Raw genomic sequence first — 19780 nt, 5'->3', positions numbered from 1 at the left:
CCCTCACCGCCAACGGTTCATGGCTTCCAGCTGGGCTCGCATCCGCCGCACATGGCTGCCCTCCCAGAACAGCTGGCAGCAACTCGAACAGGCCCAGACACTCTGCCCATCCAGCCGGATGGAACCGGGGTAGTAATGCGCCACTTCCCAATCGCTGGCCTCGTGCAAAAGGGCGTTGCAGTTCTTGCAGCGCGTGAAGGGCGCCCGGCACCAATCCAGGTCCAGCCTCTGGGTCAGCTCCCGCAAACGCGCCTCGTCATCGCCGCCCTGCAGATAGATGACATAATCGGCCGCCTCCGAAAACCCCAGCAGATCGGAATCAGCAGTCACCAGCCAGCGCCCCTCGGCACGGGCGCGATTCATCAGTTGATCGTCTGGGAGCCCGGGCGTGGGCACCGTGGTGTCATACCCTGCAACACGCAGCCACTGGGCGATGCCGTTGAGCATTTCGTCGCAGAGTATTCGCACGGATACCAGCTCCGACCTCTAAACACCCAAAGCTTTACTCTAACGCATAGCGAGCAGGTTTGGCGCCTGAGGGGCAACTGGACTACCCCGTTGCTGCGTACTCCCTGATCTTCGCGGCAAGCGCTCCCAGTACATCGTCATCAGCACGCCTGTAATCATGCGAGGAAATGTACCCCTCATAGCGCTCAAAGTACTTGTCGACATTGGATTCAACGGGCCTGAACGCCGAACTGTCCCCCGTACCATGCATCGGGAACAGCTTCGCGTGCAGATGATCAACGCCATAACCCTCAAAGATCAGACCCGTTCGCGCAACGCCCTCCAGGGCCTGATCAAGCAGACGCCCCACCCGCTTTGAGGCCAGGACCAACCCGGAAACCACCTCATCTTCCTGATCAAACAGGTAGCTGGAGACATGACGTTTCGGGATAACCACGGAAAAGCCGGGCGTATTCGGAAAAATCGAGAGGAAGGCCATATGCTCCGCGTCTTCCCATATCTTGTGGCACGGGGCTTGGCCCGCTGCGATCTCGCAGAATGGACAGGTCACAGCTCACTCCTTGTTAACCGGGCCTCGGATAACGAATGGATCATCTCCACATCGTCCACCGGCGTCGCTTTCTCCCGGTTCAGCCAGATACCGCGAACACCCGCTGACAGGGCACCTTGTGCATCCTTATCCAAACGGTCACCGATGTGGCAGGCCTCAGAAGGAGGAACACCGACCTGATCACACGCCGACTCGAAAAGACGGGCATCCGGTTTGCCAACACCAACCCTTTCCGCCGTAACCACTGCCTGGAAGAAATGCCGGATACCAGTCTTCTCCAGCTTCCGCTCCTGTTGGGCCTGGGAGCCATCCGAAAGGGCCACAAGAACTTTCCTATGTGACCAATACTCAAGAAACGGCAACACGTCCGGAAACAGCTCCCAAGCGGCCTCGTAGAAGGCCAGATATCGGCTGAAGGCCGCATCCACATCGCGCTCTGATAGCGATGGGTCATCAAGCACCGTCCGGATCCGCCTGGCCCTTTGCTCGGCAAAACTGATGTCACCGGCCAGGAACTCAGCCATGTGCTTTTCCGACGCCCCCCGCCAGACCCCAGGAAACGTAGCGGCCGAGTATCCCGGAATCGCATCGGCATAGAAGGCGCCGAATTCCCGGGCGGCCTGCTCTTCAGCGGAGTCGTGGTCGATCAGGGTTCCGTCGATATCCAGAATGATCATCCCTATCTTGCTCCAAATCTCCCTGACTCAAACCGGTTTATCCATCATAATCCTGAGCCGCTAAGGCTGAACGATAGGCTGTTATTCCATTCATGCAGGCAGGGATACCCGCATAGACTGCCATCTGGATAATGACCTCAAGCAGCTCCTCTTTGGCCACGCCTACGTTCAGGGCACCACGTATATGGAACTCCAACTGTCCCTGAGCTGTTCCCATAGCCGTAAGGGCCGCAACCGTGAGCATCTCGCGTGTCTTGAGGTCCAGCCCTGGCCGGCCCACCACATCCGCGAACGCATAGTCAGTAATCAGCCTGGGTAAGTCCGGATCCAGTTCAGCCAGCCGATTGGTAACACGCTCACCTGCTCCCGCTTCGAGCCGATCCATGATCCGTTTACCCTCGGCGGTCTTGCCGTTCGTCGTGCTATTCCCCTGCTCACTCATGGTTCGCGGAAACCCGAGGGATGAAGACAGCATGCATGATCATGATTTACCTCCTTGCATTAACCTTGCAACCAACGTTTCCACGCAATAGTAGGCTTTCTCCGTTAACCGCAGAATTGCGGATTCTGTAATACGTTTATTGCATCGCAAATGAAGGGGAAACCAGAAGTGAGCAGGTCAGAATGTGTGATCTTGAGGAAAGCGGACAATATCAAGCGGGCGTGACACACTACTGGCCTCCACGGGGTTGTCACTGATTTGGAAGGAGCCTCTCTATGGCAATTCTCTCTCGCCGAATGCCAACCATTAAGCAGCTACAGTGTTTTGTCGCCGTAGCCCAGGAGCTTAACTTTCGCCGTGCGGCGGAACGCCTGAATATGTCTCAGCCACCGCTATCCAGGCAGATAAGCAGCCTGGAGAACCTGCTCAGAGTAAAGCTCATTGAGCGTGATACCCATAAAGTAAGTTTGACCTCGGCAGGCGAAGCCTTTGAGCGTGAGGCACATGCGATACTGTCACGAGTCGACGCAGCCACTAATTCGCTACGCCTGAAAGAGAGCGGTGAGGAGGCGGATGTTCGGCTGGGTTTAACCAGTGTGATCGATTTCAGCCTATTACCAGGCATTCAGGAAGCTCTGACTTCCCCGAGGGGATCAGCTCAGATTCGCACGGAATATGCGTATTCAAAACAACTTCTTAAACGATTGCGGAACGGAGAAATCGACCTTGCTATTGTCGGGAACATCCCAAGCCAGGGAAGAGAGCTGGAGGTACGACAGATCGCGGGCGATCCACTGATGGTTGCGCTTCCGGAAGCGCATAGCGCGAGCCGAAAGGAGCAGGTCTCATTTGAAGACCTGGCCGGGACCACCTTGTTTTGGTTCCCTCGAAACGATAACCCTGCCTTTTACGATAAATGCGAGCAGGTTTTTACCGATTTTGAGTATGAACCACCCCGAAAGCCGGAACCCAGCGAGCATATGACGTTGCTATCGAAGGTCGCTGCCGGGGAAGGAATAGCCTTCTTCCCCGCCTCCATGCGTGCGGCAAGCCGCCTTGGGGTGGTCTATCGGCCATTTGTCCCTGACATTGAAGACCGGTTGAATATTGAGCTTCAGTTAACATGGCGCTCAAGCGAGACGCGCTCCGAAGTCCTTCGGACAGCTGACCGGTTCATCAATGTAGCCTCAGCCCTATAGCGTGCCTCGACTCTATCCACACCCTAGGCATTAACACCCTTCATGCCTTCCTGGGTGTACCGTTCCCCATGGGTAGCATTGATCGGCAGAGATGCCTCGAGACCCGCCAGGTCAGAGGCTTCCAGTTCCAGGTCAATGGCCCCCAGGTTTTCCTGCAGGTAGCGCGAACGACGCGTGCCTGGAATCGGCACAATGCCGTCATCCTTGGCCAGAAGCCATGCGAGAGCGACCTGACCTGGCGTAGCGTTATGTCGATCAGCGACCTGATGCACCTTTTCCAGAAGGGTCAGGTTGTGTTCCAAATTCCTGCCCTGAAACCGCGGATTGCTGCGCCGGAAGTCGCCTTCCGCCAATGTCTCGGTTGAAGTGATCCGACCGGTCAGGAAGCCGCGGCCCAATGGGGAGTACGCCACGAGCCCAACGCCCAGCTCGCGCGCCATGGGCAGGATTTCAGGCTCTATATCACGGGTCCAGAGCGAATACTCGGTCTGCAGAGCGGTAACAGGATAAACATTGTGGGCCTTGGCAAGAGTCTGCGCAGAAACTTCGCACAAGCCTACGCGGTCAATCTTGCCTTCCCTGGCGAGCTCGCCGAGACATTCCATGGTTTCAGAGATGTCTGCGTCGGGATCGACACGGTGGATATAGTACAGATCGATACGGTCAACACCCAGTCGCTTAAGTGACGCTTCACAGGAAGCTCGGATGTATTCCGGCCGGTTATTGATTGACCTCCCGGAGCTACCATCGCTTCTGTCAATTCCACACTTGGTGGCAACCTTAAGGCTTTCAACACCAGGTTCTCCACGCCGCTCCTTGAGAAACTTTCCAATCAACGCCTCATTATGGCCTTGCCCATACATGTCCGCGGTATCGAGTAAGGTTATCCCACTGGCAGCCACTTGTGAAAGGATATCAAGCGAGGTTGCATCATCTGATGGGCCATAGAACTCACTAATCCCCATTGCCCCGTAGCCCAATGCAGAAACCGTAAAGTCTTTGCCCAGGGTTCGCTGCGGAATGGTTGAGGCTACTGTTTCGTCCCAGGTCATTATCAATCCCCAATTGTCAGCTTATTAAATGGCTGGGCAACTTTGTGCCTGTCGCCCCATTGGGGAGAGTGGACTGCGGGGAGGGCTCAGGGAATAACGCTTACGGTAATACCATTAGGGTATCAGGAAATCAGAACATGCCTGTGCTGATAAACCCGGTTTCCCCTTCACCACATCAGACTAAGGGTTAACGTCATGATCCATTTATTTGGTGGTCGTATTGGGAAGAAGTTGTGCTCCAGGAAAACGCGGTTCACTTGATTTCCAACTCATCGGCGCACGGAGCCATTCACCGGCCCCCGCTCAAGCAACGCGGCTGTTCCAGAAACCACACTCTCAACTACCTCCTGTGCCGTCTGCACACGGTCAATCAGATCCACCGCCTCACCTACAATAAGCGGAGCGAGGTCGAAATCCGCATCCCGTATCGCGGCCTGGAACCGTTCGCGTTCATCGGTAAGGTTTTCCTCCAGATCGGGCAGATGGCCGTGCCATTGGTCGGTCATGCGATTACGCACGCTGCGCAGCGTGTAGGGCTCCGGCCAACCGTAGCCCCTTAACCGATCAAATACGGAACTGCGAACCGTATCGTCACCATGGGCGTCAGCCGCGCCCGCCTTGGCGGTGGGATGCGCCAGGGATTCCTCGGTGGCGTAGAAACGGCTTCCCATCAGAACCCCACTTGCCCCGAGCATCATCGCCGCCGCTGCGCCGCGCCCATCCGCGATACCGCCGGCGGCGACCACGGGGACGGAACCAACGGCATCCACCACGGCGGGAACCAGGGGCAGCGTGGCCCGGTTCGCACCGTGCCCGCCGGCCTCGGTGCCCTGGGCGATGATGACGTCCGCCCCTTCATCCACGGCCTTCTTTGCCTGCTCCACGGTCTGGACCTGGGCCAGCAGGCAGCAGCCGGCTTCCCTGATCTGCTGGGCAAACCCAGCCAGCTCCCCGAACGACAGCATCATGGCCCGGGGGTGATGTGCCAGAACCTGGTCAAGCAGTTCCGGCTTCTGCTTCAGGCTCCAGGTGATGAAACCAACGCCGACGGGCGTGTCACCCGCGTTGGCCAACTCCCGCTCGAGCCATTCCGCATCACCGTAGCCACCTCCGATCAGGCCCAGCCCGCCGGCTTCCGAGACTGCAGAGGCCAGCTGCCCACCTGCAACCCAGGCCATCGGGGCCGAAAGAATCGGGTGGCGGATGCCCAGAAGGCGCGTAAGCGGTGTTTCGAGAGACTCTTCGTTCATGCCCATGTCAGTCATCAGTGGATTCAACCAACCTCACAGCGACACCAGTATGATGCGTCCCCGCATCACTTTCATTACGCGAGCCATAAAGCTGGACCCATTCACCTTTAACCAAGGCCGCTTTCCCCTGGGCCGTACTCCAGTCACTACTCCGTGAGTAGCTGCTGGCCCAGGTCAGCTTGAAGGTTCCCGGTTCGTCCGCAACAGGGCTAACCCTGTAACCCAAGGAAAACGCATCGAACGCCACGAACCCTTCATCCTCACTGGCAACCCCGACCTTCAGGGAATTCGACGCTTCCAGAAAACCTGGCAGCAACTCACTCGATGGGCTGTCCAGCTTAGTGGCTTGACACTCGCAGTATCGGACTTCCAGCAGCATCGGCTTGCTGGCAATATCGTCGGCTGGATTCGGTTGGCTGGCCAAGGCCAGACCCGGAAGCAGGCATAAAAAGAAAAGCGCAGATTGCCGGAAAAACTGAAATATCGTCCCTGGCATGTTGCCTCCTCTCAATCAGTTCATCAGTCGGATGTCACAGGGGAATGTTCCCGAAGCGCGACGACTGCCAGAACCGCCATGACAACTTCCGCCGCCAGCAACAGGACCATAAACGCATTGGGGGAGCCATCAATGACTATCCCCAGCAACCGGGATAGCGCTAGGAAAACCATCACGCCCAGCACCCCGCGAATACCGATAGAGACACCCTGCTCATCCCGGGCGCAGAGCCAGAACAGGGTAGCCAGACCGAGCGCCATACCACCGTACGTCGCCCGCATATCAATCACCGCACTCGGCGTTGCCGGCTCTGCCCCGGTCACCACAGAAGCCAGAAACGCAGGGGCAAACGTGAAACCCAGCCCGAAGGCAATAAACAGGGCGCAATTAATCCAGACCAGCGTTCTTGCGAATGTCATCGTTATCCCTCTTCCTTGTGGATTTTTACCATAGCCACCGCCCCTGAATCGTCCCTATCTTTTATCTCAAATCCCAACGATTGATAAAGCCGAACTGCCGCTCTGTTCGATTCATACACATTAAGCGTGACGTATTCGGCAGGCTGGCTCGCGGAACCAATATCCATGAGAGCCGCGCAAAGGTCCCGGCCGACACCCTGGCCCCGAAGCCTGGGCTCAACAATCAGGCGCGCCAGATGAAGGGCGCTGCCTCCACTGGATAGAATCTGGCCAAATCCAACGACTTTGGAAGCAGGATCAACCAGAACATAAGCGTTCCCCTCGGAGGCCTCCATATCCCGCCATGCCGTCTCAGGCGTTGCGGGATACTGTATATTGGGCCCTGCCCACATAAGGCATTCATGTTCACCATTGACCCAGCTAAGCACCGTTAAAAGATCTGATTGCTGAGCAGGGTGTAACTCCATTTGAACTGCTCCCTCGTAATCCCCTCTAGATAAAGGGCGAACCGACACCCAACTAACCCTGTTCAGATACGATAACAGGCTTAAAATCCTGAACGCCCCTGAAAGCAGCGGTGGCAAGTGCGCCGATGGCCAGTAGAACTGCTGCGGAGAGGAAAGCAGGAGCGTAGGTACCTGTTGCTTCCCTCACGGCACCGCCCACATAGACGCCCATGGCGGCAAGGATTTGATGGGCAAACCACGCGGATCCAAGAATAGCGCCCAGCCCCGCCGCTCCGAACCTGTCCCCGATAAGCCCTGTCTTGAGCGGAATAATAGGGATCGAAGAGACACCATAGACAACCGCGAAGACATAGAGCTGCCAGATCTGCCCCGACATGGCCAACCAGGCAAGCGCAAGCGCGCGGACCACATACAGCCCGATCAACACTGGTTTCTTCCCGATACGAGGCGCTACCTGGCCAAGCGTCCACATGCTCACAGCACTGGCACATGCGGCTACGCCCAACAGGTTGCCACCCAGTGCCTTGGTGCCACCAAGATCAACAGCGAAGCCGGGAAGGTGCATCGCGACCATGTAGAGCGAGTAGCCACAGGTCACAAAGCCAATCGTCGCACAATAGAAATCGAATGAGCGGATCGCTTCTGAAAAGGTGGCATTTCTGGATTGGGTTCCACCACCTGCCTGGGCGGTATCCCCATCAGGCAGCTGCCCAACCTCATGCGGGTTGTTCCGAACACCGAAGAACACGATGGGAGCCACAATGAACAGCATCCCGGCCCCCAGAACGGCAAACGCCATTTGGGAACCTCCGAGATAGATCAGCCAGCCTGCAAGGGGAAGAAGCAGTAACTGACCTATATTGATCCCCATTGAGCTGCGGGCAAGCATCCTGCCCCTGCCCTTCACATACCAGCGGGATACCAGAACCGCATTTGCCATGGAGCCACAGCCGGCAAACCCGATCGCGGTTAGAACCCCGTAATACAGAAAGAACTGCCACTGGTACTCAATGGTCGCGGACATCAGGAACGCAAATCCCATCAACGCGGCCGATGCGGTAATGACGGGCCGGGGCCCGATCCGGTCAACGAGCCTCCCAAGGAACGGCTGTAGCACGCCCCATACAATCATGTTCACCGAAACAGCCATGCTGAGCGTCGACAGAGACCAGCCGTGAACCTCATGCAGTTCCGCGAAGAACTGCCCGGCTGAAAGGTTCAGTCCAAACGCGCCCATCAGCACCAGGAATGAAATCGTGACCATCCGGCCACCGATGAATTGGCTTCCTGCCCCCATTACTTAACCTCCATAAAAGTTAAAGATGGTTAGATTCAATCAGGGTCCATATAACCTGTCAAATGTGCGATGATGGTTATATGACAGAGACGCCTTTACAGAGCAGACCTCTTGAGGGCGAGCCAATCGCCCTGGACCTGGTGAATACACAGTGGAACGAACGCGGCAGTCGTATGGACCTGTTGGCAATGGAGGGCGGCGTGGCGCAATGGCTTTCTGAGCACGGCCTGCAGCAGCCGCGGGATTCAAGTACGACCCAGGCAACGCTCATTGAAGCGCGAACAGCGCTACGGCAGTGCCTTGAAGCGGATGACGGGGACGACAGTGCCAGGGAGGCCCTGAATCAGGTTCTGGAATACGGCCGAATCGTTCCCCGACTGGGAAGCGAAGGACCTGGCGAGAGAGTCGAGGTTGACGAGGTACAGTATCCGGCGTGGGTCGCTGCCAGAAACTATCTTGAACTCAGGAACAAGTGGTCACGCAAGCGTATCCGCGCCTGTGCCCATCCCGATTGTATTCTCTATTTCCTGGATGCAACCCGCAGCGGCACACGCCGTTGGTGTGACATGCAGACCTGCGGAAACAGGGCCAAGGCCAAGCGGCACTACAACCGCCATGGCTGATCAGAACTTGAAGAAATAATGCGCCACCCCAAACACCAACGCCCCCAACAGGGTCGGCAATGCGATGCCCCCGAAATACCTTTTATAGAGTGCAATGGAAAGCAGCGCCGCACAGGCACCCAGGCCTTTTGTCCCCAAAGGGGACGTGGATACCATCGGGACCAGCGATACGGTCAGCAGTGCCGCGATAGCGGCAGGCCCGATAGCAAGCAATACCTTCTGAAGAGTGGGTGGTAAAGGCTTTCGCTCGTCACCCTGGTACCGGAAGGGTAGCCACCGCAGGAGGAAGGTAATCAGGCCTGCAAGGAGTATGGTCAGCGTCAGCTCCGAACTCATGGCCTCCCTCCCAGCAGGTTGAACGCACCGCCCGCGAGCATTCCCAGCACGAGGGCGTGATAGCCCGGCAGCACCGTCATCAGGGCCGCTGAAACCAGAGCCGTGGTCAGGATGGTGCCGAGCCACTGCCGCACGCCGACCTCGAGCAGCAGCACAAAGAACAGCGCCGGCAGAATGAACTCCAGCGCCGCATCCACGGCCGGCGGCAATGCGTCCATGCCAGCCCCCAGTGTTACCCCCAGAAGCGTACCGCCAACCCACGCCGAATAGGCACCTGCCTCAAGGCCCAGAAGCCAGGTCTCCCGCGCTTCCGGGGTGAGTTTTTCAAGGTGGCCCGATGCGGTGGCAAAGACCTCGTCGGTCAAGCCGAAGGCCAGTAGCGGCGTTGGCAGCCCGCGTCCGGCAGCCTTCAACCTGGGCAGGATGGCCGGCCCATAGAACAGGTGGCGCGCGTTCATCATCAGCACGGTACCCAGCGTACTGACAATTCCCGCCCCCGACGCCAGTAACGCAACAAGTATGAACTGGCTGGCGCCGGCAAACACAGCGATGGACACCAGCAACGTAAGCTCGGGCGACAGCCCAGCCTCCATGGCCGTAAGGGCAAACCCGAAGGCAATGGGAATATACCCGGCGGCAATGGAAAGGCTGCTGACAACGCCCTGAAACAGGCTTTTCATCAATGAGCTTCCGGCTTTCTCAGGGTGATCACATGGGTGCCGCCCTGCCAGTCATCCGTGCCTGACGTCGCGAATACCCGCCTGTGCTCCAGAAGCTGGAAGCCATTCATCCGGGCCATCTCCAGAAACCGCCGGGTATAGGTCTTGCGCTCCACCTCGTAATCAAACCCGGCCACCATGGCCTGGATTTCGAGGCGGAAAAAGCGCACGTAGGCATCAAGCGGGCTGCTGGCAGAGGCACTCCATCCCCCCTCATTCAACCGTAAGTACAGCGCCCTGCAACGGGTGACGGCTTCCTCAATCAAGCCGCGCTGTGCTTCCAGTACCGCCAGGCTCAGAGACTGCTTGATGTCCTCGTAATCATCCAGAAGATCGGGGTTCGTATCCGTGAGATCGCAGCGATCCAGAAAGGCGGCCGTGGTCAGTATGTAGGCACTGTGATGACGAACCAGGGCCCGCAGACGCGTCTGCCGATCATGGAACTCCGGAAGGAATTCATCGGCAACACAGAGTATCCCTCCGGGCTTCAGCAGCTCATGGCTTTTCTTCAGCATGAAGGCCGTATTGAAGTGATGGGAGGCACCGACCGAGGTCAGCAGATCCTGGGACGCCGCTGGCGTATCAAAGGCCAGAAAATCGCCCTTCTGAGGCAGGATTCGAGGCTGGATCCCGGCAACAGCTTCAAGGTGAGCTATAGCGACACCATCAGGCTCGACAGCATTTACCCGCAATTCAGGAATCAGCTCACACAGCATCAGCAACGCCGTACCCGGGCCGGTGCCAATATCAATCACCTCGCCCGAAACCCTATCCTGGCCATGCGCCAGAATACCCTCCGCCATTGCCACAACCTGGCGGGCATAAGCCGGGTGCAGCAGCTCATAAGCAGCGTACTGATCAACATCAATCCGGCTTGAAAAGGCTTCTGCATCTTCGGAAGCAAGATGCTGCCCGGGTGAGATCAAGCCGGAAACACCGGAGGCCCGGATAACGCCATGATGGAGCGAAATTTCACTGAGCAGGCAATCCAGGGTCCGGCTCCCGGACTGACCGACCTCGGTCATTGCGGTTGGAGCCGGTAGAAAAGGAGATTCAGCCAGCGCTGCCAACCGCATGGCCTCACTCAGAACGCCACTTTCAATCTCGCCAGTGTCACCCGTAAACGCGGCAGTGGATGTGAGCGGAAGCGCCGCCCAGAAAGCCCCGCCTGCGTCCTGCCCAACGACGGAGACAATGGGCCAGGGGCCGTCCAGGCAGTGGCCGATCTGTTCGGTGATCGAGTTATGCAGGACACCTGGGTCAGCCGGCGCGTGCCGCAGGCCCAGCAGCGTCCCGTTCAGGCCGGTGGCCACTTCTACGGCCATGCGCTGCACAAGACTTCGAACGCCCTCCCACTGTTCGGATGAATCAGGCCAGTCGACGACCTGATCCGCCAGCTGCTGGGACGTCGCCTGACTGGGATACTCGATGAACACCATGGCCACGGCGGACGCATCCATAGCGCCGTAAAGGTGTTCCACATCAGCAGGGTATTCGCAGGACTCCCCCGGATTCAGCCGTTGAGGGCGTGCCGCACTGCCTGCCAGCAGGCAGCCCTCCAGTACGACCACCCGTTCCCGCACACCGGGCGCGTGAGCGTTTGAACGCCGGATATGGCCGGCGGGAAGCTCCATGCGATAGGTTTCGATGAGTCTCTCGCCAAACGTTCGTTCCATTAAACGAACAAGCGCACCATGGTCATCGGAAGACTGAGATTCAGAAAGGCTACCCTCTCCGCCCGCTACCAGCTCCCCGAAAGGCACCTTGAGCGCATTGGCCAGAGCCCAGAGCGTATCGATCGTCGGGTTGCCCTCGCCTGTTTCCAGGCGGGAAAGCGTCGATTTTGCGATACCACTCTGCTGGGCCAGGCCTGATAGGGTCAGCCCTTGGAGGAGTCGTGTGCGCTTTAGATTGCTGGCCAGAGAGGTGAGGTAATCCATGCCCGAATTGTTCCATAAAAAGAACGGATTCGTTTTATAGCACTCCAAGAAGACGCGATCAACAGACTCTCGAGAAAGGCCCAGAGCTGACCACATCCCCGGAGGCAAACAGGCGGCCGCCTATACTGACTTCAACGCGGCAAGTGCGCTATCCACTACCTGGTCCGGATCCGCATTGGGGTTGGCAGCCACCGAGCGGAACCAGTACTCGCCACCTACCTGCGTGAGCGACACAAAGGCATCCTGCATACGCGCCCGAACCGCCTCGGCCGAACCATGGCGCGGGCGCCACAGCACAACCCCGGTTTCAGGCTGCCCGAAAAGCGCCAGCTCCGGTTCCTCAGCGACACGGGACGCCAGCCGTTCCGCCAGTGCCATACAATGCTCAATCCGCTCCGCGATGCCTTTCCTGCCCCACGACAGCAGGGTCGCCGCCAGTGGCAGTGCCGTTGCCCCGTGTGAGCCCAGCAGGCCTACATTGGGCACAGCCAGGTAACCGCCACCGAAGCTCATCGCCTCATGTGCCTCGCCGGGTTTCTGAAACAGCACGAGCGCGCTTTCCTTTGGCTGAAAAAGCCATTTGTGGGCAGACACCGCTACGGAATCAGCATCCTGGATACCTTCAAGCAGCCCCGCATGACGCGTCAGGCGAAGCGGACCGGCCCAGGCAGCATCCACATGGCGCCACGCCGCCTCCGGGAACGCATCCAGCGGATCAATCGCCCCGGCCGCAGCAGTACCAGCGGTAATAACCACGGCAGCCTCACCCAGGTCGATCCCGTTGAGCGCCTCCGGCCGCAACCGCTGCTCAGTGTCCACAGGCACTTCATGGAAAGCCAGGTTCAGCAGCGACGCCGCCTTCCGGATGCTCAGGTGCGCCACCTCACTGGCAACAACCCGGCGCACCCCCTTGAGTTCGCGTGCCGCCCACAGGGCCGTCAGATTGGCCAGGGTTGAGCCGGGAACCAGATGCCCGCCGCTCATGCCGAAAAAGGTAGCGAGCCATCCAACCACTGTCTCTTCCAGGTCGCGCGCACCACTGCCGGTATCCTGATGCAGAAGATTCTGGTTGCAGGACGCGGCCCAGAGCGCCCCTACCCAGGACACCCAGGGCGTGGGCGGATCCATATGCGCGAAATAACCCGAATGCCCCAGGCGGGCTGCCGAAGGGAAGAAGCCATCCGCCAGTTGCTTCAACGCGACGGTTCCCCCGAGGCCCTCAACGGGAATCTCCGCTGGAATATGGAACGCAGGCTGTTCCGGCAACACATTGTTTTCATCCGCGAGATGCCTCGCACACGAAGATAGGGCGTCTACAAGTTTCTCGGATTGGAACAGGAAGTCGTCGTCTTTCGACATGGTCACCATCTCCCCAGACCTCACATTTCGACGATTATCACCATATATGGAACCGCTGGGCATGGGCACGCATCCCTGCAGACAGTGCTTGCATATTTAATGTTACTCGTTATCATTCGTATTAATTTTTAATTACCAACTGTGGTATTTCATGGACAGTGTACAGACCAGTATTACCGCCCTATATCGGGAACATCATGGCTGGTTGCACCACTGGCTGTGCGGGAAGCTCGATTGCTCGCAAAATGCTGCGGACCTGGCTCAGGATACCTTCGTCCGGCTATTGCGCCGCAAACGGAACGCATCTCCCTTGGAGCTGGAGCAACCCAGGGCTTACTTGCAGGTAATAGCTAATGGGCTAGTGGTGGATCACTATCGCCGCAAATCCCTGGAGCGAGCGTATCTGGACGCGCTGATACACATGCCCGAGCGCGAGGCCGTTTCGCCTCAGGAAAAGGAGGCGCTGCTGGAAACTCTCGACCAGATTGATGGAATGCTGGACCGGTTGCCTGCACGTGTGCGCCGGGTTTTTCTGATGTCGCAGCTGGATGGCACCCCCTACGCCGAAATAGCGCTAATGCTGGAGATTTCCACCCGGACGGTAAAACGCGACATGAGACACGCATTTTCCAGATGCCTGGCATTGATGGTTGAAGAATAAACCATGTCAAAACCAAATAATCGGATTCTCGAAGAGGCCGCAGAATGGCTTGTCAGGGCTGATTCTGGTGATCTGGATGACGATTCCGGGCGAGATCTCGCTGAATGGCGGCGACAAAGCCGCGAGCATGAGCAAGCCTGGCAGGCTGCCAGTAAACTCAGGTCGATGCTGGATTCTGTACCTCAGGAGCTGGGCTCATCTACTCTGGGTCGTGAACGGATAGACCGGCGTACCCTACTGAAGTCCTTTGCGGCGGCTGCCATCGTGCCAGCCGCTGGCTGGCTCGGCTACACCAGGCTACCTTGGGAGCTTTGGCAAGCTGACATCCGCACTGCGAAAGGCGAGCAACGGACGGTTCCTCTTCCCGACGGCGGTGAACTCGTATTGAACACCAATACCGCCGTAGACGTTTTTTTCAGCGAGCATGCCCGGATTGTAAGACTACACCGAGGGGAGATCCAGGTCACCACTGCATCGCATCCAACGATCACCCCAAAGCCTTTGCTTGTGGAGACTGGACAGGGGCGCATTCGTGCATTGGGAACACAGTTCATCGTTCGCACTGGCGCTTTTGGCTACCCTCAAGGCAAGAGTCACACCGACGTTACTGTCCTACGCGATACCATAGCCATTCGCCCCAAAAACAGACGATCGGAAACGTTTCTCGAAACCAACTTCAGGGCCGCGTTTTCTGCAGCCAAGGTTTACCCACCAACACCAGCCTCAGATAACGCCGAAGCCTGGGTCAAAGGGCAATTGATTGCGGATAACCAACGCCTTGAGGAATTCCTTATGGAGTTGGCGCGTTACCGACCGGGCGTCTTGCGCGTGGATCCGGAGGTGGCTGATCTAAGGATTTCCGGTGTGTTTCAGCTGCAAAACACCGATCAGGTGCTCGCCACTATTGAGGGTACCCTCCCCGTCCATATCAGCCGGATGACGGATTATTGGATCACTGTTGTACCGGCATAAAGACCCGCCAAGCTATTGTCTCCACTCCGCAAACTTTCTTTTTTGTCCCCTTTCCCCTGGGCGTACGGCATACCTTATACAAACGTTAATCATTCTTGATTTAGTCATACGGAGATTCAGGGTATGCCATCAACACCCAAGACACTATCCCGGCTCGCTGACCCCAGCCCAGACCACTGTCGCCCTAGCCTCCTGGCTTCTGTCCTCAGGGTAAGCCTGTTGGGAATAAGCCTGTCGCTGGTTTCTACCCCACTGCAACTGGCTCAGGCCCAGCAACAGGCTGAGACACAGAAACACTACACCATCCCCGCTGGCCCCCTGAATCAATCCCTCAGCCGCTTTGCCAGTCAAGCAGGGATCACCCTGTCTTTTGAACCTGACTTGGTTAAAGGTAAACAGGCCCCGTCACTCACCGGAAACTACTCAGTGGAGCAGGGGCTGAAGACACTTCTGGTGGGCACCGGGATCAATACACGGTTTGTAAACCCCAACACCGTGGCGCTGCAGGGCGGTCAAACCGGTACCAATAACATGGCGCTGGATACTCTGGATGTGACGGCAAGTCACTTTGGAGCAAGCACCGAACAGACAGGTGCGTACACCAGTGAGCTGACCAGTACCGCGACCAAACTACAGATGACACCCAAGAATACCCCAAGGATTGTTAATTCCGTTACCCACAAGGTGATCGATGATTTTGCCATGCAGGATATGGAAGACATCCTGAGCGTAGCGCCCGGTGTCAGCGTGAGCCATACGGATGATGACAGGAGGAACTATACCGCCAGAGGGTATCCCATGGCCATTCAGTACAACGGGATGCCATCAACATCAGGAATTGATGGCGGTGTTGTTGCTGGTCCGGACAGTGCGGTGATCGACCATGTTGATGTGCTTCTTGGGCCATCTGGCCTGATGAGTGGAGCCGGGGAGCCCGGTGGTGTGATCAACATGGTATACAAGCAGCCCACCAAAGAGTTTCAGGCGTCCGCCAAAGCAAGTGTGGGTTCCTGGAATATGCAACGGATGGTCGGCGATATTTCAGGCCCCCTGAGTGATTCAGGCGATGTCAGGACCCGTCTCATTGCTGTTGACCAGTCCAGTGATTCATTCCGTGATTATGAGAAGCAAAAGAAGTCATTTTTCTATGGCGTTGTTGAGGGCGACATAACCGACACCACAACGCTGTCTCTGAGCATGCAGAGGCAGGACATCTATGACAACGTCACGGATCGTAGCGGCCTCCCCACGGACAACGATGGAAACGACATGGGCTGGGACCGCTCGACATTTCTTGCCCCTGCCTGGAACCGCTGGGACAAATACGGCACTACCTACAAGCTGCGACTGGAACAGCAACTGGCAGCTGACTGGCAGCTTATCACCCAGGCGTCGCGCATGAAGTCCGAAGCCGACTGGCTTTTCGGGACCTATTCGGATTTTGACTCAACCACGGGTGATGCGACGTTTAGACGGTGGGCTCAATACAACAAAGAAACCAGTGAAGACCTTGAGCTGTTTCTGAGGGGACCGTTGCAACTCTTCGGGCGTGAACACGACCTCGTCCTCGGTGGCAATTGGACAGAACGGGTCTGGGGCGGCAGAGAGGGTGAAGGAACTGACGTTGTCGCCAATCTTTACGACTTCGATCCGCGGACCAGCGTACCCAGACCCGAGATCGTCGTTGATACCGAACTCAACGACCAGATCACCGAGCAGTTTGGCGGGTATCTTGCTGGTCGTTTTAACGTAACCGATCCGCTTGACGTCATTATCGGCAGTCGTCTGAGTTGGTATCACTATGAGTTTGGCGACACCGTTCGCGATGAAGATGCCGTTTTCACCCCTTATGGAGCTCTCGTCTATGAACTGAACAACTGGTCATCCGCTTACGCCACGTACTCCGAGATTTTCAATCCGCAGTCCAACAAGGGGGTCGATGGCAACACCCTTGAGCCGGAGGTTGGCTCCAACTACGAGGTGGGCGTTAAAGGTGAGTTTTACGATGGTGCCCTGAATACCTCCCTGGCTTTGTTCCGAATCCGTAAAGACAACGAGGCCCAATTGCTGCAGCCCTACGACGCCAACAACATCTGCGGCGGATGGTGTTACGAGGCCAAGGGCGAAACCATCACCAAAGGCGTTGATCTGGGTCTCTCGGGAGAGGTTGTGGAAGGCGTTCAGGTCATGGCCGGCTTCACCCAGTACAAAAAAGATGACAACGACGAAACGGTCCGCATCACCAAGCTCTCGGGCAGCTATTCGCCGGAAGGCGCGAGGTGGAGCCTTGGCGCCAGCATTGATGACAGCACCAAAAGCTATGGGCAATGGGGGATGTCCCAGGATGCCCGAACCCTGGTTGGCCTCTTTGGCAAGTATCAGATCAACCCGCGGGTAAAGGTTGCCCTGAATGTCAAGAATGCCCTGGACGAAGAATACTATGCCAACGCGATTGACTCCGGTTATGGCAACCAATATTGGGGTGAACCCCGTTCCGGGACTCTCTCGGTGACGGCGGAATGGTAGCCGCCATGCAAATGATCATAATTCACCGACTATTGGAACCCCTGAATATGCCCGTATCGCACCAACACCAGACGGAATACAGCGACCGACATTCGAAGCCGTGTATGCCAACCCCCCTCACCTTTTCCCTTCGGGCAGGCCTGCTCGGACTGGGCCTTTCTCTGATTTCCGCCCCGTTAGCCCTGGCTCAAGCCCAGGAACGGGAACAAGAAGGGACAGGGAAACACTACACCCTGCCAGAACTGATGATAAGCGGCGATGATGTGCCTGGCTCCTCCGGAGCCGGTTACCGGGCACAAGCCGCGCCAGTCGGCGTGCTGGGCGACAAGAGCCTGCAGAACACGCCCTACAGTATTGATGTCTATTCCAGGGAATTGATGGACAACCTGCAGGCCCGGTCCATTTCCGATGTGACCAAACTGGATGCTTCCGTGAGTCCTTCATCAGGAGATCTGGTTACGGAAAACAATGCCCTTGCGATTCGAGGGCTCTCACCGGATTCTGAAACAGGCCAGAAACTGGATGGCATGAACTTTCGCAGCAGGGCAAAAGACCTGCCCCTGGAGCACATCGAGAGCGTGGATATCCTCAAGGGGGCTGGCGGCTTCCTCTACGGGTTCGGGGCCCCGGGAGGCATCATCAACTACAACCTGAAGCGCCCCACGGAGCAACCGACACGCACCCTCAACCTCCAGCTCATGGACAGCGGACTTCCGCTGGTACACGGGGATCTGGGTGGCCGCTTCGGTGGCAATGACCAGTTCGGGTACCGGATCAACGCCGTCCATGAATCCGGCGATACCTATATTAATGATGGCAAATCGCGACGACGCTCAGCGTCCATCGCATTGGACTGGCGCATAACACCGGACCTCGTTTGGCAGGTGGACGCCCTGAAAGCGAATCACAACCGCAAGGGCGGCCAATGGTCGGTAATACCCAATGCCGACGGAGAGAGCAGTAACTTTACGCCCGCTGCCCCCCTCGATGCCATCGATGGAGACAAGCGTCTGGCACCTGAGTGGACCAGCTACGAGTCGATCCAGGAAACCTGGGGCACCGACCTTAACTGGCAAATCTCGGAACGCTGGAGCCTGCAACTGGCCCACCGGCAATCCGACAACTATCGCCTGTTCCACCTCCCCGGCATTTTCGCCAATGCTGAAGGTGACTACTCGGCGTACCTTTACAACTACAACAACCTCTTTGAAAGCGAACAATCGCAGCTAAAGCTCTCTGGCAAGGTAAACACCGGATTCATCCGCCATGAACTGGTGGCGGGGGTCTCCCATACCGAAACCGTGTCATCAAACAGTGGCCCCCTGAACCAGTTTGTCGACCTGGGTTCCGGCAACCTGTCCGACCCTGAGGAATTCACAGAACCATTGGGTCGCCTTCCTAAAAGCGCCGCTGAAACTGAGGAGTATTCCCGGGTCAAACGGCGGGAACTCTTCCTGTCCGACACCCTGAAAGTGGGCCAGAACTGGGACCTGATCATTGGTGCACGCCACGGAAACCTGAAAGACGAGTTTGGCGATTACGACGAGTCCGAGATTACGCCAAGCCTGGCGGTTATCCATCGTCCCGTTGAGTGGCTTTCCCTTTACGCCAGTTATATCGAAGCGTTCGAGCAGGGCGAAGTCGCTCCGGAAACGGCTGCAAACGCCGGGGAGGTTTTCGACCCACTTGTCAGCGAACAGCAGGAGCTGGGCATCAAGATCGAGCGGAACGACTGGTCCGCGAATGCCGCGATTTTCCAGTTACGGAGGGGGTTGTCCTATACAGACTCCAACAATGTCTTTACCCAGGACGGGGAGGCCCACTACGAGGGCGTGGAGCTATCGACCAAAGCCCGCTTAACCCCTCAGTGGATGCTCTCGGCGAGCGCCTTGTGGCTTGATGCCCAAAATGAACAAACCGGGGACACCAGCCGTGACGGTGAGCGCATCCAGGGTGTCGCCAGTGAGCAATTCAAGCTCTACGGGGAATACCGGGTATCGGGTATGCCGCTGACGCTCACCGCTGGCGCGCAGTATGTGGGTGAACGCCCCGTGGACCCGCAGGGCCAATGGGAGGTTGACGCCTACACGCTCGTCGATGCCGGCGCGCGGTACGACGTAAAGCCGGGCGGGGTTCCTGTCACGCTGCGCCTGAATGTTGAGAACCTCGCTGATGAAGCCTACTGGTTAACGTCATCCGGCAGCGGCTCACTGGCCCAGGGAGCCCCGCGCACAGTCAAGCTGGGAGCACAGATTGATTTTTAATGCCTGGCTGAGCCAACCACGACCGGTTGGCTTGCCCTCAACATTCGCAACTTCAGGAAACTG

The 19780-nt window shown here is 57.5% G+C and carries 20 protein-coding genes; 6 read left to right on the top strand and 14 right to left on the bottom strand.

From position 1 onward, the window contains the following. Nucleotides 1–3 precede the first annotated feature (3 nt). From H4I92_RS07530 to H4I92_RS07515, 4 genes are all read right to left on the bottom strand, one after another. Nucleotides 4–468, bottom strand: coding sequence for a DUF5615 family PIN-like protein (locus tag H4I92_RS07530; RefSeq protein ID WP_143512625.1), 465 nt, complete (start codon nucleotides 466–468; stop codon nucleotides 4–6). An 82-nt stretch (nucleotides 469–550) separates the two neighbouring features. After that, the gene (locus H4I92_RS07525; protein WP_077530023.1) at nucleotides 551–1018 is read right to left on the bottom strand and encodes an HIT family protein; all 468 of its coding nucleotides are present in this window, start codon (nucleotides 1016–1018) and stop codon (nucleotides 551–553) included. Then, a complete protein-coding gene (locus H4I92_RS07520) occupies nucleotides 1015–1695 on the bottom strand; it encodes an HAD family hydrolase (RefSeq protein WP_077530022.1) in 681 nt (226 codons plus the stop codon). The genes H4I92_RS07525 and H4I92_RS07520 overlap by 4 nt, the downstream gene beginning before the upstream one ends. A 37-nt stretch (nucleotides 1696–1732) precedes the next feature. Further along, nucleotides 1733–2137, bottom strand: a complete 405-nt coding sequence (locus tag H4I92_RS07515; protein WP_077531696.1) for a carboxymuconolactone decarboxylase family protein — start codon at nucleotides 2135–2137, stop codon at nucleotides 1733–1735. 275 nt (nucleotides 2138–2412) lie between these two features. Between H4I92_RS07515 and H4I92_RS07510 the strand changes: the two genes are divergently transcribed. After that, nucleotides 2413–3336, top strand: coding sequence for a LysR family transcriptional regulator (locus H4I92_RS07510; RefSeq protein ID WP_077530021.1), 924 nt, complete (start codon nucleotides 2413–2415; stop codon nucleotides 3334–3336). A 23-nt stretch (nucleotides 3337–3359) separates the two neighbouring features. Here H4I92_RS07510 and H4I92_RS07505 read toward each other — a convergent pair whose 3' ends face one another. From H4I92_RS07505 to H4I92_RS07480, 6 genes are all read right to left on the bottom strand, one after another. After that, nucleotides 3360–4388, bottom strand: a complete 1029-nt coding sequence (locus H4I92_RS07505; RefSeq protein ID WP_218668170.1) for an aldo/keto reductase — start codon at nucleotides 4386–4388, stop codon at nucleotides 3360–3362. Nucleotides 4389–4657: 269 nt separating this feature from the next. Further along, complete coding sequence (locus H4I92_RS07500; RefSeq protein ID WP_077530020.1) at nucleotides 4658–5653, bottom strand: NAD(P)H-dependent flavin oxidoreductase; 996 nt, start codon at nucleotides 5651–5653, stop codon at nucleotides 4658–4660. Further along, a complete protein-coding gene (locus H4I92_RS07495) occupies nucleotides 5646–6134 on the bottom strand; it encodes a hypothetical protein (RefSeq protein ID WP_077530019.1) in 489 nt (162 codons plus the stop codon). The genes H4I92_RS07500 and H4I92_RS07495 overlap by 8 nt, the downstream gene beginning before the upstream one ends. Nucleotides 6135–6157: 23 nt before the next feature. After that, nucleotides 6158–6553, bottom strand: coding sequence for a DUF4345 domain-containing protein (locus H4I92_RS07490; RefSeq protein ID WP_077530018.1), 396 nt, complete (start codon nucleotides 6551–6553; stop codon nucleotides 6158–6160). 2 nt (nucleotides 6554–6555) lie between these two features. Beyond that, complete coding sequence (locus H4I92_RS07485; RefSeq protein ID WP_077530017.1) at nucleotides 6556–7020, bottom strand: GNAT family N-acetyltransferase; 465 nt, start codon at nucleotides 7018–7020, stop codon at nucleotides 6556–6558. Nucleotides 7021–7072: 52 nt separating this feature from the next. Continuing rightward, nucleotides 7073–8317, bottom strand: a complete 1245-nt coding sequence (locus tag H4I92_RS07480; protein ID WP_077530016.1) for an MFS transporter — start codon at nucleotides 8315–8317, stop codon at nucleotides 7073–7075. Nucleotides 8318–8397: 80 nt separating this feature from the next. On the opposite strand from H4I92_RS07480, the gene H4I92_RS07475 reads away from it, so the two are divergent. Continuing rightward, nucleotides 8398–8940: a CGNR zinc finger domain-containing protein gene (locus H4I92_RS07475; RefSeq protein ID WP_077530015.1), complete on the top strand. Its 543-nt coding sequence runs from the start codon at nucleotides 8398–8400 to the stop codon at nucleotides 8938–8940. Here H4I92_RS07475 and H4I92_RS07470 read toward each other — a convergent pair whose 3' ends face one another. The 4 genes from H4I92_RS07470 to H4I92_RS07455 all read right to left on the bottom strand — a co-directional run bounded on the left by H4I92_RS07470 (nucleotide 8941) and on the right by H4I92_RS07455 (nucleotide 13294). After that, nucleotides 8941–9276 carry an AzlD domain-containing protein gene (locus tag H4I92_RS07470; protein WP_077530014.1) on the bottom strand — a complete coding sequence of 112 codons (336 nt, stop codon included), beginning with the start codon at nucleotides 9274–9276 and terminating at the stop codon, nucleotides 8941–8943. Next, nucleotides 9273–9956: an AzlC family ABC transporter permease gene (locus H4I92_RS07465; protein ID WP_077530013.1), complete on the bottom strand. Its 684-nt coding sequence runs from the start codon at nucleotides 9954–9956 to the stop codon at nucleotides 9273–9275. The genes H4I92_RS07470 and H4I92_RS07465 overlap by 4 nt, the downstream gene beginning before the upstream one ends. Then, entirely contained in the window at nucleotides 9956–11935 is a 1980-nt protein-coding gene (locus tag H4I92_RS07460) for a helix-turn-helix domain-containing protein (protein ID WP_179105651.1), read from the bottom strand. The genes H4I92_RS07465 and H4I92_RS07460 overlap by 1 nt, the downstream gene beginning before the upstream one ends. A 120-nt stretch (nucleotides 11936–12055) precedes the next feature. Then, entirely contained in the window at nucleotides 12056–13294 is a 1239-nt protein-coding gene (locus H4I92_RS07455) for a pyridoxal phosphate-dependent decarboxylase family protein (protein ID WP_179105650.1), read from the bottom strand. Between the two features lie 151 nt (nucleotides 13295–13445). Between H4I92_RS07455 and H4I92_RS07450 the strand changes: the two genes are divergently transcribed. From H4I92_RS07450 to H4I92_RS07435, 4 genes are all read left to right on the top strand, one after another. Next, the gene (locus tag H4I92_RS07450; RefSeq protein WP_077530010.1) at nucleotides 13446–13955 is read left to right on the top strand and encodes a sigma-70 family RNA polymerase sigma factor; all 510 of its coding nucleotides are present in this window, start codon (nucleotides 13446–13448) and stop codon (nucleotides 13953–13955) included. Between the two features lie 3 nt (nucleotides 13956–13958). Then, nucleotides 13959–14927 carry a FecR domain-containing protein gene (locus H4I92_RS07445; RefSeq protein WP_077530009.1) on the top strand — a complete coding sequence of 323 codons (969 nt, stop codon included), beginning with the start codon at nucleotides 13959–13961 and terminating at the stop codon, nucleotides 14925–14927. 123 nt (nucleotides 14928–15050) lie between these two features. Next, nucleotides 15051–17453, top strand: a complete 2403-nt coding sequence (locus tag H4I92_RS07440) for a TonB-dependent siderophore receptor (protein ID WP_077530008.1) — start codon at nucleotides 15051–15053, stop codon at nucleotides 17451–17453. Between the two features lie 245 nt (nucleotides 17454–17698). Continuing rightward, nucleotides 17699–19717, top strand: coding sequence for a TonB-dependent siderophore receptor (locus tag H4I92_RS07435; protein ID WP_179105649.1), 2019 nt, complete (start codon nucleotides 17699–17701; stop codon nucleotides 19715–19717). Nucleotides 19718–19780: the final 63 nt, after the last annotated feature.

The sequence above is a fragment of the Vreelandella halophila genome, from assembly GCF_019903425.1.
Classification (GTDB): domain Bacteria; phylum Pseudomonadota; class Gammaproteobacteria; order Pseudomonadales; family Oleiphilaceae; genus Halospina; species Halospina halophila.
Note: the sequence above shows the minus strand (reverse complement) of the source record. Positions and strands in the feature narration are given on the sequence as shown.

Bases quoted from the DNA above. Each gene is read 5' to 3' on its own strand.
- H4I92_RS07520 (WP_077530022.1), bottom strand. From the start codon at position 1,695: ATGATCATTCTGGATATCGACGGAACCCTGATCGACCACGACTCCGCT.
- H4I92_RS07515 (WP_077531696.1), bottom strand. From the start codon at position 2,137: ATGAGTGAGCAGGGGAATAGCACGACGAACGGCAAGACCGCCGAGGGT.
- H4I92_RS07510 (WP_077530021.1), top strand. From the start codon at position 2,413: ATGGCAATTCTCTCTCGCCGAATGCCAACCATTAAGCAGCTACAGTGT.
- H4I92_RS07505 (WP_218668170.1), bottom strand. From the start codon at position 4,388: ATGACCTGGGACGAAACAGTAGCCTCAACCATTCCGCAGCGAACCCTG.
- H4I92_RS07500 (WP_077530020.1), bottom strand. From the start codon at position 5,653: ATGACTGACATGGGCATGAACGAAGAGTCTCTCGAAACACCGCTTACG.
- H4I92_RS07495 (WP_077530019.1), bottom strand. From the start codon at position 6,134: ATGCCAGGGACGATATTTCAGTTTTTCCGGCAATCTGCGCTTTTCTTT.
- H4I92_RS07490 (WP_077530018.1), bottom strand. From the start codon at position 6,553: ATGACATTCGCAAGAACGCTGGTCTGGATTAATTGCGCCCTGTTTATT.
- H4I92_RS07485 (WP_077530017.1), bottom strand. From the start codon at position 7,020: ATGGAGTTACACCCTGCTCAGCAATCAGATCTTTTAACGGTGCTTAGC.
- H4I92_RS07480 (WP_077530016.1), bottom strand. From the start codon at position 8,317: ATGGGGGCAGGAAGCCAATTCATCGGTGGCCGGATGGTCACGATTTCA.
- H4I92_RS07475 (WP_077530015.1), top strand. From the start codon at position 8,398: ATGACAGAGACGCCTTTACAGAGCAGACCTCTTGAGGGCGAGCCAATC.
- H4I92_RS07470 (WP_077530014.1), bottom strand. From the start codon at position 9,276: ATGAGTTCGGAGCTGACGCTGACCATACTCCTTGCAGGCCTGATTACC.
- H4I92_RS07465 (WP_077530013.1), bottom strand. From the start codon at position 9,956: ATGAAAAGCCTGTTTCAGGGCGTTGTCAGCAGCCTTTCCATTGCCGCC.
- H4I92_RS07460 (WP_179105651.1), bottom strand. From the start codon at position 11,935: ATGGATTACCTCACCTCTCTGGCCAGCAATCTAAAGCGCACACGACTC.
- H4I92_RS07455 (WP_179105650.1), bottom strand. From the start codon at position 13,294: ATGTCGAAAGACGACGACTTCCTGTTCCAATCCGAGAAACTTGTAGAC.
- H4I92_RS07450 (WP_077530010.1), top strand. From the start codon at position 13,446: ATGGACAGTGTACAGACCAGTATTACCGCCCTATATCGGGAACATCAT.
- H4I92_RS07445 (WP_077530009.1), top strand. From the start codon at position 13,959: ATGTCAAAACCAAATAATCGGATTCTCGAAGAGGCCGCAGAATGGCTT.
- H4I92_RS07440 (WP_077530008.1), top strand. From the start codon at position 15,051: ATGCCATCAACACCCAAGACACTATCCCGGCTCGCTGACCCCAGCCCA.
- H4I92_RS07435 (WP_179105649.1), top strand. From the start codon at position 17,699: ATGATAAGCGGCGATGATGTGCCTGGCTCCTCCGGAGCCGGTTACCGG.